This window comes from Tabrizicola sp. (genome assembly GCF_041913445.1).
Lineage (GTDB): Bacteria > Pseudomonadota > Alphaproteobacteria > Rhodobacterales > Rhodobacteraceae > Tabrizicola.
This window is the reverse complement of the sequence record NZ_JAYSFG010000043.1, coordinates 1-11,829: the sequence shown is the minus strand read 5'-3', so window position 1 is coordinate 11,829 and position 11,829 is coordinate 1. Positions and strand designations below refer to the sequence as shown.

10 protein-coding genes are annotated in these 11,829 nt (G+C 61.8%); 4 read left to right on the top strand and 6 right to left on the bottom strand.

The window, feature by feature from the left end; all coding sequences use genetic code 11:
- The first annotated feature begins 111 nt into the window (after positions 1–111).
- The 3 genes from ACE3Q6_RS21920 to ACE3Q6_RS21910 are packed head-to-tail and all read left to right on the top strand — an operon-like array spanning position 112 to position 4,428.
- Positions 112–1,131, top strand: coding sequence for an ABC transporter substrate-binding protein (locus ACE3Q6_RS21920; protein ID WP_374437193.1), 1,020 nt, complete (start codon positions 112–114; stop codon positions 1,129–1,131).
- A 6-nt stretch (positions 1,132–1,137) separates the two neighbouring features.
- Positions 1,138–3,348: an ABC transporter permease gene (locus tag ACE3Q6_RS21915; protein ID WP_374437191.1), complete on the top strand. Its 2,211-nt coding sequence runs from the start codon at positions 1,138–1,140 to the stop codon at positions 3,346–3,348.
- Entirely contained in the window at positions 3,349–4,428 is a 1,080-nt protein-coding gene (locus ACE3Q6_RS21910) for an ABC transporter ATP-binding protein (RefSeq protein ID WP_374437188.1), read from the top strand.
- Here ACE3Q6_RS21910 and ACE3Q6_RS21905 read toward each other — a convergent pair.
- On the bottom strand, positions 4,416–5,207 hold the full coding sequence (locus ACE3Q6_RS21905) for an inositol monophosphatase (RefSeq protein WP_374437186.1): 792 nt from the start codon (positions 5,205–5,207) through the stop codon (positions 4,416–4,418). The genes ACE3Q6_RS21910 and ACE3Q6_RS21905 overlap by 13 nt on opposite strands.
- A gap of 50 nt (positions 5,208–5,257) precedes the next feature.
- Between ACE3Q6_RS21905 and ACE3Q6_RS21900 the strand changes: the two genes are divergently transcribed.
- Positions 5,258–5,944: an HAD family hydrolase gene (locus tag ACE3Q6_RS21900; protein ID WP_374437184.1), complete on the top strand. Its 687-nt coding sequence runs from the start codon at positions 5,258–5,260 to the stop codon at positions 5,942–5,944.
- A gap of 334 nt (positions 5,945–6,278) precedes the next feature.
- On the opposite strand, the gene ACE3Q6_RS21895 is transcribed toward ACE3Q6_RS21900, so the two are convergent.
- The 5 genes from ACE3Q6_RS21895 to ACE3Q6_RS21875 form a co-directional block, all read right to left on the bottom strand.
- Entirely contained in the window at positions 6,279–6,875 is a 597-nt protein-coding gene (locus tag ACE3Q6_RS21895) for a histidine phosphatase family protein (RefSeq protein ID WP_374437181.1), read from the bottom strand.
- A gap of 247 nt (positions 6,876–7,122) precedes the next feature.
- Positions 7,123–8,391: an Hsp70 family protein gene (locus ACE3Q6_RS21890; protein ID WP_374437179.1), complete on the bottom strand. Its 1,269-nt coding sequence runs from the start codon at positions 8,389–8,391 to the stop codon at positions 7,123–7,125.
- Positions 8,392–8,582: 191 nt separating this feature from the next.
- Positions 8,583–8,969: a hypothetical protein gene (locus ACE3Q6_RS21885; RefSeq protein WP_374437177.1), complete on the bottom strand. Its 387-nt coding sequence runs from the start codon at positions 8,967–8,969 to the stop codon at positions 8,583–8,585.
- A gap of 291 nt (positions 8,970–9,260) precedes the next feature.
- Positions 9,261–10,736: a winged helix-turn-helix domain-containing protein gene (locus ACE3Q6_RS21880; protein ID WP_374437175.1), complete on the bottom strand. Its 1,476-nt coding sequence runs from the start codon at positions 10,734–10,736 to the stop codon at positions 9,261–9,263.
- A 158-nt stretch (positions 10,737–10,894) separates the two neighbouring features.
- A complete protein-coding gene (locus ACE3Q6_RS21875; RefSeq protein WP_374437173.1) occupies positions 10,895–11,527 on the bottom strand; it encodes a tyrosine-type recombinase/integrase in 633 nt (210 codons plus the stop codon).
- Positions 11,528–11,829 lie beyond the last annotated feature (302 nt).

Here is an 11,829-nt window from a genome sequence, read left to right as displayed (position 1 = left end):
CAGGTGGAATTCGGATTGTCACAGTTGACGCAATGGGGCTAGCATTGGGCAATAAACGAAGACGCCCCTCCAGTGGCGCAAGACACAAGACATCGTTCTGGGAGGAACACCATGAGAAAACGCGCGACCGCCGCTGCTTTGGCGTCTGCAACCGCTTTGTCCGGCACGGCTGCGCTGGCAGACCTGAACCTTTACTGCTCGGCGCAGGAAGAATGGTGCCAGATCATGGAGAAGAGCTTCGAAGACGCGACCGGGATTGACGTGGCGATGACCCGAAAGTCCTCGGGCGAGACCTTCGCCCAGATTCAGGCCGAAGCCAGCAATCCGAAGGGTGACGTATGGTGGGGCGGCACCGGTGATCCGCACCTGCAGGCGGCCGAGGAAGACCTGACCGAGCCCTACGTCAGCCCGATGCGTGACCAGCTTCATCCCTGGGCCATCGCGCAGGCAGAAAGTGCCGGCGACAAGACCATCGGCATCTATTCCGGCGCGCTTGGCTTTGGCTACAACTCGGACATGCTGGCAGCGGCCGGCCTGCCTGCCCCGGCCTGCTGGGAAGACCTGACCAAGCCGGAATACAAGGGCATGGTCCAGATGGCGAACCCGAACTCGTCTGGCACGGCCTATACCATGCTGGCCTCGATGGTGCAGATCTTCGGCGAGGACGCCGGCTTCGACTACATGAAGCGGCTGCACGCGAACATCAACCAGTACACCAAGTCCGGCTCAGCACCGATAAAGGCCGCCGGTCAGGGCGAAACGCTGATCGGCATCGTCTTCATGCATGACGCGGTGGCAACCACGGTTGCGGGCTTCCCCGTCGTGACCGTCGCCCCGTGTGAGGGCACCGGCTATGAGATCGGGTCGATGTCCATCATCAAGGGCGCGCGGAACATGGATGAGGCGAAGCAGTTCTATGATTGGGCCCTGTCCAAAGAAGCGCAGGATCTGGCGTTGCAGGTGAACGCTTTCCAGGTGATGTCGAACATGGGGGCGGTCAAGTCGGACAAGGCGCCGGACATGGCCTCGATCAAGCTGATCGACTACGACTTCAAGAAGTACGGCTCCAGCGAAGAACGCAAGCGCCTGCTGTCCAAGTGGGACACCGAAGTTTCGACCCTGCCGCAGTAAGGGCCGTTGCGCAGCGTCAGTCTTGAACGCACGACCCATCCGGTCCTGATCTTCTGGATCATTGCCGGGTGGCTCGGCTATTGCGTACTGCCATGGTACGGGGTCGAGGGGTTCTGGTCGTTCGAATGGCTTCTGGACGGCTGGCCGCTGGACGATGACTATGCCCCGGCCGCCGTCCTGGTGGGGATGGGCCAGAAGCTGTGGCTGGCGCCCATGCTCCTGGCGCTGGTAGCGCCCTTGCTGGTGCTGGGTCGGCGCAAAAGCGACCCAATCTACGCAAAGGTTCTGATCGCAGCGGGGGGGTTCGGCTTTGCCTGGCTGGTGGCGCAAGGGCTAGGCATCGGCTTGCGCGGCTTCAACGCCGACTGGCTGTCCGCTCTGTTCGGCCCATTGGACGACCGACAGTTCGGCATGGGCTACGGCGCGATGATCACGGCGTCGGCCTTTCTGTTCCTGTTCACGCAAGGCGTGGCCGCGCGCGGCGCGATCAACGGAGATGTGTTCGTGACCTCTGCCATCGGCGGAGTGATCGCGGTTGTGACCATCTTCGTCTTCTTCCCCATAGCCAAGATGCTGCTGGCCGCCTTTGCCACGGAGGACGGCGGCTATTCGATCATCGGGTTCTTCCCGAAGTTCTTTGATACCCGCATCTGGGGCCTCGGCTGCTTGTCCGGCGGGCGCTGCGGGGTGGCTTGGAACTCGCTGTTCCTGGCCATTCTGGTCGGGGTGCTGACCACGCTGCTGGGCCTTGCCTTCGCGTTGGTGCTGACACGATCCGGCTTTCGCTACAAGCGCCTCTTGCGGGCGCTGACGGTGCTGCCGATCATCACCCCGCCCTTTGTGATCGGGCTGGCGATCATCCTGTTGTTCGGCTTGTCAGGCACGGTGACCACCGGCGTCGCGGGCCTTCTTGGGCTGGAGCCGTCACGCTGGGTCTACGGTCTGCCCGGCATCCTGATCGCGCAGTTGCTGGCCTTTACCCCCATTGCCTTTCTGGTGCTGATCGGTGTGGTCGAAGGCGTGTCACCCAGCATGGAAGAGGCCGCACAGACCCTGCGGGCGAACCGCTGGCAAACCTTCCGCACCGTCAGCTGGCCGCTGATGCGCCCGGGGCTGGCGAATGCCTTTCTTCTGGGCTTCATCGAAAGCATGGCCGATTTCGGCAACCCCTTGGTGCTGGGAGGCAACTTCGACGTTTTGTCGACCGAGATATTCTTTGCCATTGTCGGCGCGCAATATGACCAAAGCCGTGCGGCCGTTCTGGCCGTCGTTCTGCTGGGCTTCACGCTGGGGGCGTTTTACCTGCAGCGGTTCTGGCTGGGCCGGAAAAGCTATACAACCGTCACCGGCAAGGGTGATGCAGGGGTGCATCCGCCCATGCCGCGCGGGCTGGCGATCCCGATCTACATCGCTGTCGCGGTGTGGTCGGCCTTCACGGTGGTTGTCTACGGGATGATCCTTTACGGATCGGTCGTGCAGCTGTGGGGCGTCGATGACACGTTGACCTTCAAGCACTACCTGACTGCCTTCCGCATCGACTGGGGCGAGGACGGCCTGCGCTGGACCGGATCTGCCTGGGACAGTTTCTGGACCACGATTATGATCGCTACACTGGCGGCACCGCTGACGGCTGCCATCGGCCTGATCACGGCCTACCTGCTGACGCGCCAGACCTTTGCCGGCAAACGCATGTTCGAGTTTGGCACCATGCTGTCCTTTGCCATCCCGGGCACGGTCATCGGCGTGGCCTATATCCTGGCCTTCAACGTGCCCCCGATCGAGATCACTGGCACCGGGCTAATCCTGGTGATCAGCTTCATCTTCCGCAACATGCCGGTGGGGGTGCGCGCGGGCATCGCCTCGATGAGCCAGCTGGACAAATCCTTGGACGAATCTTCGCTGACGCTTGGCGCGAACTCGTGGCAGACTTTCCGCGCGGTGATCCTGCCGTTGCTGCGCCCCGCAATCCTGGCCGCGCTCGTCTACAGCTTTGTCCGCGCGATGACGGCGATTTCGGCGGTGATCTTCCTGGTGTCGGCCCGCTACGACATGTCGACCAGCTATATCATCGGGCGGGTCGAGAACAACGACTACGGGCTGGCCATCGCCTACTCCACCGCGCTGATCTTCGTGATGCTGGCCGCCGTGGGGCTGCTGCAACTGATGGTCGGGCGCACCCAGATTGGCCGCCGCACGGCCCATGCCGAGGGGCACTGAATGACGAAGATCAACGCCAAGGCCGCGTCTGTCCGCTTCGAGAACGTGTCAAAGGTCTACGGCACCAAGGTCAGGGCTGTGGACAACATCAACCTTGAAGTCGCTGCCGGCACGCTGGTGACACTGCTTGGCCCGTCCGGCTGCGGCAAGACCACCACCTTGCGGATGATCGCGGGGCTGGAGATGGCAACTTCGGGCCGCATCTTCATTGGTGACAAGGATGTGACCAAGCTGCCCGCCACCGACCGCGACGTGTCGATGGTGTTTCAGTCTTACGCGCTGTTCCCGCACATGACGGTGATGGAAAATGTCAGCTACGGCCTGAAGTTTTCCGGCTTCGACAGGGCAGAGACGCGGGAAAAGGCGCTGGCCGGATTGGGGCTGGTGGGCCTGACGGGCTATGGCGACCGGCTCCCGTCGGAACTGTCGGGCGGGCAGCAGCAGCGGGTGGCGGTAGCTCGCGCGCTGGTGCTGGAACCGCAGGTGCTGTTGTTCGACGAACCGCTGTCAAACCTTGACGCCAAGCTGCGCCGTCAGGTGCGCGAGGAAATCCGCGAGATTCAGCAGAACCTTGGCCTGACCGTCGTCTATGTGACCCATGACCAGGAAGAGGCGCTGGCGGTATCGGACGAAATCGTGGTGATGCGCAATGCCGCGATCGCCCAGAAGGGAACCCCGCGTGATCTGTACGAAGCCCCCGCCGATGCCTTTGTGGCTGATTTCATCGGCGAGGCGAACCTGATCTCGGTCGAAATAACCGCGCTGGAGGGCGATGTGGCAACCGTCCGGATTGCCGACTACGTCCACCGCCTGCCGTCGCGCGGCCTGCCCATGGGTCCGGCTATGCTGGCCGTTCGCCCGTCGCGAATGCGGCTTGTGGCTGGTGCGGGCGACGGGGTGGCAGCGATTATCGACAAGGCGACCTATGTCGGCAGCCGGATGGAATACACCGTGACCGCCGGTTTTGGCACCGTCTTTGCCGTGCTTGACGAAGTGGTCACTCCGTTCCGTGTCGGACAGGCAGTGACGATCTCTTTTGCCGCCTCGGGCCCGGTACTGATCCCCGCTCAGACGTTGTAGGCCGCCTTGGCCAGGCCAATCACCGCGTCGAACACACCCGGACCGGCGACGATCACGCGCCCTCCCTCGGCGATTGCCATATCGGCATCCACCGGCTCCACCCGGCCCCCGGCCTCGGCCACGATCAGGTGGCCTGCCAGGAAATCCCAGGCGTTCATGTGTTCCTCGACATAGCCAAGGATGCGTCCCGATGCCACATATGCCAGCGACAGCCCGCCCGATCCGTTGCGCCAGAACACCGTGCCCGCATCGCAGCACAGGTCGACCAGACGCTTGACCCCCTCGATATGCGTCCGCCCTGAGAACCCGATTCCCAGCGAGCCTTCGCGCAACGAGGGCTTGGCCGAGCAGCGGATCGGACGGTCGTTGCAGAAGGCGCCGCCACCCGCCACCGCGTGGTGCATCTCGTCGTGAACCGGGTCATGGACCACGCCGATCACCGTCTGCCCATTGTGGACGCAAGCGATGATCACGCACCACTGCGGAATGCCGTTGACAAAGTTCGTGGTGCCGTCGATCGGGTCGATTACCCAGGTATAGCCGCTGGAGCCAGAGGTGGGCGCACCCTCTTCACCGACGATCCCGTCCTCGGGGAAGGCCTTTGCCAGTGCCGCCCGGACGGCCAGCTCTACATTGCGGTCCGCTTCGGATACGAAATCCTGATGCCCCTTAACGTCTACGATCAATTGATCCAGCTTGCTGAAGTAGCTCATCGCCATCGCCCCTGCATTGCTGGCAATATCGCGGGCAGCTGTGTATCGATCGGCAAGGTCGGTCATGGCGCATTCCCTGTTCGGTTGGCCCCCGACCTTACCTACCCGGACCAGCCATGGGAATTGGCCAAGTGAATCTGACCCTTTACCGCGCTGCAATCTTCGATCTTGACGGCACCCTGGTTCACAGCGAACCCGCGTGGGAGGCAGCCAAGCGTCGCGTCATGGCCCGCCTTGGGGTTAAGGTTCCGCAAGCCACTTATGACGCCTTTGTCGGCCGTGGCGTGCGCAGTTTCCTGACCGAGGTTCTGGGCCCTGACCTGACCGACGACCACCGGACTGATCTTGCCAACCAGATCGGCGCTGAAGCAGATGTCTTGCTGCCACAAATGCGCCAGCCTATCCCCGGGGCCGCGGAGTCGGTGATCCGGCTGGCCGAACTGGGACTTCGCATTGCCGTCTGCTCCTCGTCGCCACGCCGCCATATCCTCGCGGCTCTGGACCAGCTTGGACTTGTAGGCCATGTGCGTGCCATCGTGTCAGGTGCTGACTTGCCGCGCGGCAAGCCGGACCCGCTGCCCTATCTCGAGACCCTGCGTCTCCTCGACCTTGGCCAAGCCGAAGCCTTTGCAGTTGAAGACGCCTTGCCCGGAGTGATCTCGGCGGATGCAGCGGGCCTGACCGTTGTCGGGATTGGTCAGAAAAGTCTGGCCCCCGGCTTTGCAGCCTATTGCCGCGTTCGGCTTCCAGACTTCGCCAGCTTTGACCGGATGGTCGAAGCCAGCATCCGTAGCTTCCACTGATCTGGCAGCGCAGCCGCAAAAATTCAGCAACTTCGGCCGATGACTGCTTTTAGGAACCTGCAATGCCGTGCAGATCGAGCCCGCAACGGCGGCATTGCGCCGAGGCTGTGTGAAAACTTGGTCGAACTGGTCGGCCCCGGAACGACGTTCGCCCGCAGGCCTGATTGCGACATTTCGTTCTCAGGAAGCTCGCGAGGAGATCGGAACCTGAGGAAAGTGCTCTGCGAAGATTATTGATATTGGAATTTTCACACCACCTCGGCCAAACACGTTGATGACTGATTTTGGCTGGTCAGTGGGCCATTCTCCTTTACCGCGATACGGTTTGAAGCCCTCAACTGCCGATAATCAGGGCTTCCATCGGTTGCCATCCCTGCAGCGGCTTGCGTCCCACAAGGCTGAACTCGAACCAGCATCCGCCACCGCCGGGCCCTTGATCAAAGCGCCGATTAATGTCGAGACCTGCTAAGGCGCAGAAGAGGAGAGTGCCGACACCGCCGTGTCCAACGAAGAGAACATCGCCGTCTTGCGGGCCTTCAAGGCAAGCATCAACTTCAGCCAAAATTCGACGTTGCGCTGTTTCGGCCTTCTCCCACCCGCACACGCTCCTGGAGGGTTCCGCGAAGAATTTGTCGGCAACTTTCTCAAATTCTTCAGGAGGTAGAAATCCAGTCGCGCTTCGATCATTTTCGTGCATCTGTGCGCGGACTTCCAGCTTCACGCCCAGTGCCAAGGCGAGAGGCTCGGCAGTTTCGAGTGCTTTCGCTTCATCGCTGCTAATCACTCTATGCGTTTGTGACAGGACACCAAGGCGGGCCGCCAGAGCAGACACACGGGCGCTTCCTACTGAGTTCAACGACCACCTTTGAACATCTTTGAGTGGATCGATGTGAACCTGCGGGTGGGTCAGATAGCGGACAAATGCAGACATTCTAAATCCACTCAGAACTTCGCTTTGTTGCTGCACCTTGATAGGCGTCTTTCGGTTGGTCAATGTCCCCTATGTCCGCAAAGCGGTCACCGGCATCGCCAGAATGCTGCATTACGGGCCAACGTCTGCTTCCGGGAGCGCGGCCAGGCAGCACGGGTTAGGGTCGACCGGCAGGTATGGGCCGTCCGCGTCAATTATCCTCCAAAGCTCCTAGGGCGTTCTGCATGCAGAAATCCCGTCGCTGAGATCATACCGGTAGTAACTGCCTTTCGCCACCTGCGGCGATGGCCAGCCCATCCGCAACGGCCGTGAACACCTCGCTGAAGGAGTGGGCAGCCTGCGGAAACAGCTCTCTCATGGTCTGCGAGACCAGGGACATCAGGCTGGAACCTCCGACATAGAACACCTTCTCTACCTGGGCTGGGTCCAGGCCCGCAATCCGTAGAGTCTCACGTGCGCCTTCCGCCAATGCGTCCGCATAGCGGGCAAAGGTATCTGCCAGGGCGTCCGCCGAAAGGGGAACAGCCAGGCCCGGCTCAATCCCATCCAGCAGGATGGATGCGCTCGCATCCCCACTGTTGGACGCGATCTTTCCGCGCTCTACGGCGAAGCTCAACTCGTGCCCCAGCTCATCCTCCAACACCCTGGCCAGACGGGCCAGTTTCTCTGGCTCATGCGCCAGCCGCACCATCTCGGCAGCAAGCCTTCGGTTCTGCGGCGTATAGATGAACGCGATCTTCTCCCAGGTCGCAAGGTCGTGGAAGATGGCGTTCGGTGTCGGGGTGCTGCCCGAGCCCAGGACCTTTCGCAGGTCGGTCCCCTTTCCCAGATGCAGCATCACCCGGTCGATACTGATGGCCCGGTCGAAATCCGTCCCACCGATGCGCACGCCGTGGTTGGCGAGGATCGTCACCCCCTCTTTACCCGAGCAGAACAGCGAGAAGTCCGATGTGCCGCCACCCACATCGACGATCAACCCGGTTCCCCCTTGGTCCCCCAGCGCGCCGCTGGCGATGGCGGCGGCCTGCGGCTCAGGCATGAACGCCACATCACGAAAACCGGCGGCGAGGTAACAGGCGCGCAAATCCGCTTCGGCGGCGACTTCGCGGGGGTCGCCCGCCGCATGGAAGACCACCGGCCGCCCTGACAGCACACGGTCGAAGCTGATCCCCGCCTCCGCCTCGGCACGCGCCTTCACCTGGGCGAGGAAGCGGGCAATGATATCGACGAAGGTCACCCGTTCGTTCAAAAGTTGCCGGGGCTCGTGCATAAGTGGCGTGCCAAGGATGCGCTTGAGTGCCCGCATGAAACGACCGTGGGCACCGTCAAGCAGCGCTTGGTTGGCTGGCTCGCCTATCAGCATTTTCCGCGTGTCGAAGTCAAAGAAGAAGGTCGTGGGGATGGTGGTCTGGCCAGACGCGAAGGAGATCAGTCGGGGTCTTCCATCGCGCAGATAGCCAGCGGCAGTGTTCGAGGTGCCGAAATCCACGCCCAGCCCAGGCGCTTTAGGCGTCATGATCGTATTCCTTCTGCCCCGCGGAGCCGGTGTCCGTAGGCAGCGCGCAGCACGGTGTCAAGCGCGTGGTGCAGCGCCAGCTTAAGATCTGGTTTGCACACTGCGGAGCACGCAGTACTGGGGAGCCCTGCGATCCGGGCATGATAACCGGCAGCTAAGGGCCGAGATTGCGGCTTTGACCCGCGTCAGGCCTACATGCCTTTCATCTCGATCCGTATGCCATGAAGCGCCGCATCGGACTCGTTCAGAACCCGTCCGGGCGGCTGCGGCGCCATGCGCACGACCAGACAACCCCTTCCGTCCCAGCTTTCCAGGGCCTGCATCACATTGCGGTGCGGCGGCAGGCGCTGACCCGAGGGAGTGATGTCAACCACTGGAGGCTTGAGTCGGTCGAAGACAAACACCGATGGCCAACGGTGGTGGTGAACCGGCTCCTCGTCCCCAGGCTCCAGAACCACCTCCAGCACACGGAGCCGGTCGTTCTCGAACAGCACGCGATGCTGGTTCGGGGCCGCGACGACGGCGTCGAGCTCATCATCCCATGAAGCCGGATCAGTCGGGTCGAAGGGCTGCGTCATGGTGCGCCTCTGAAGGCTGCGGGCGATATGAGGTCAGCAAACAGCTTCCGAAGCACTGGCCACAGCCGCCAGAAGCCGGACGCGCGACCTGCCACGAGCGGGACATCACGTCGATTGATCTGCCGGACCTGCAGGGGTTCTTGCCACTTCGGGCCTTGACTCAGACTGTTGATCGAAAGCGGCGTGAGCATCTGTGCCTCCATGTGATGACTGACTGGGTGCACAGTGAATCAGATCGGGCTTAACCTCGCTGTCGTAAGTCCAAAGAACTCCTAAAAGTTCTTAAGGGCGTTAGGACTCCGGTAAGCCCGCAACCGCAAGTGCGGCCAGGATTGGCTCGATACGCTCCGGCAGTTTGCGTGGCTGACCCGCACGGATTGAGGCAACCGTGGCTTGCGGAGAAATCAGGCGCAGCTCGGCCACATGGCGGCGTGCGTCGTCAATTCGGCCAAGCGCAACCTCCGCCGCGACGATCATCCAGTAGAGCGGGTCAAAGTGTGGTTGCCGGACGAGTCCTTCCGCTGCACGCATAGCGGCGGCCTCAGGTTCCCCAGACAAGAAGTGATAGGCGGCCATTAGGCTGGAATGGATGTGGCGCAGTGGATCGTTGGGGTCGATGGCTTCCAGACGACCGATCAGCATCGGGATCGCTTCAAGCTGGCCGACATGCAGATGCATCACTGCAGTGCCGAGCAAGACCATGAGATTGTTCGGGTTATCCCGCTCCGCCCTTTCAACTCCGGCGACCGCGAGATCGTATTCGCGCATGTGCAATAGGGAAATTGCTGCATGCATCAGGGCCCGCGCGTCCCCCCGAGCCATGGCGAGCGCCTTTCGGGAATACCGGATGCAGCGGTCGCGATGATCGGCGTCAAAGAGCGGCCATCCCATCGCTGAACGATGCTCAAGCACCCAGCCTGCGTGTGCGAGATAGAGCGGGTTGTCTGGCTCGATCACCAATGCGCGATCAAGAAGTTCGCGAGCACGAAGATTGCCGGGCTCGGTCTCGGCGTAGATTTCGGGCAAAGCCCGAAGGTAGAGATCATAGGCCGACATGCTGGTCGTTCGCTCACGCACAGCGCCAGCTATCTCGGCCGCCTCAATCTCCGGTGCGACGGATGTGGCCACAGCCGTTGCGATCCGATCCTGAAACTCGAAAAGATCGTCCAGGTCGCCTTCCAATCTTCTCGACCAAAGTTCACGCCCCGAACGGATTTCCGAGATATGAGCGGTGATAACCAAGTGTGTCCCCGCCCGCCGGATTGATCCATCGAGCAAATAGTCGACCGATGCCTCCGCAAGTGTCGACCGTGCCGCAATCGCTGCCTTCCGCGACAATACGCCAAACTGACGAAAGCGCCCAAGGGCCGTGATCAGGTCTTCTGCAAGGCCATCGGCGAAGTAGGCATCTTCGGATCCGCCGCCGAGAGGCTCGAACGGCAAGACGGCAAGCCTGGGCAATACTCTGCCTTCTGCGACGACACTCCTTTGCAGCCTATAGCCCACCCGGGGTACCGTGATGATCGCCGTTTCGCCGAGAAGCTTGCGGAGCGTTGCGATCTGGACGGTCAGGTTACCCTCTTCAACCGTCCGGCCTGGCCAGCCTGCCGCAAGCAGGGCGTCCTTGCTTTGTGTCCCTTCGACCGTTGCCAGGGCCGACAGAACGGCCAGAGCTCGTCCACCTATTTCGACGGCCTCTCCACGCCTCGAAAGCTTGCCGCTGCGAAGGTCCAGAGTGAAATCGCCGATATCGACTCGGTCAGTCATGGAGATCATTCTGCCCGAACCGTCGAAGCACGCTAGCTGAGAACTCGGTGGCTCGATCCGGGCCACCCGCGAGTGATGCGAAGTGAGCGTTCTGGTCGCGGGAAACAACCGGCAGCTTCGGGTCGACCGGCGCATGGTGTGCCCGTCGGGAAAGTTGATCAAAGGTCGCACCCCTCCGACAGGGACAACGCGTCCTCGATGTCGACGCCGAGATAGCGCACCGTGCTATCCATCTTCGTGTGCCCCAACAGCAGCTGGACCGCGCGCAAGTTACCGGTCTTCTTGTAGATCTGCGCGACCTTGGTCCGTCGCATGGAATGCGTGCCGTAGGCGCTCGGCTCCAGGCCGAGCGAAGTCACCAAGCCCCGGACGATCCGGGCATACTGTCGCGTGGACAGATGCGGGCTGCCGTGGATCCGGCTGGGCCAAAGGAATTCGAGGCCGTTCATCTCCGGGTCGCTGATCCAGCGATCGAGTGACACCCTTGTGGTCTCGGTGATCTCGAACCGGACCGGCTTGCCGGTCTTGCTTTGGATCATCGAGGTCCGCTCCTTGACGCGCTCGGCAGCTAAGACATCCCGAACCCTAAGGCCGACAAGGTCGCAACCGCGCAGTTTGCTATCGACCGCCATGTTGAACAGTGCGAGGTCCCGCGCGTTGCCTGCCATCTCAAAGCGGACGCGGATCGACCAAACATGCGGAGGCAGCAGCGGACGTTTCTGGCCGATGGTGCGGCCCTTCTTCCAAGGAACTCGGGCAGGACGGAGAGCGGGAAGAAATTCGACGGACATGGGGCTACCTCCTGTCCACTGTGCCCACACTTCTTCGGCCTTGCCGACAGTGGAAGCTTATCACGGCTCGAGGCATGTTGTCCTCGCGTCGGGCGGAGAGCGGTCTGAATGTATTGCGGCGTTGCCCTCGCAGCAAGGGGCGCACAAAGCAGTCGTTCGCCGCGAACCTCACAAACAGCTGGTATGGGTCGTAGTCGCCCAAGTCCGGATGGAAGCGAGTTACGGACACGATGTGTCGAATGGACATTGACCTGCCACGGGATTTTTCCTCCATCTGCGATTAGAGTCTGGCCCTTGGAGAG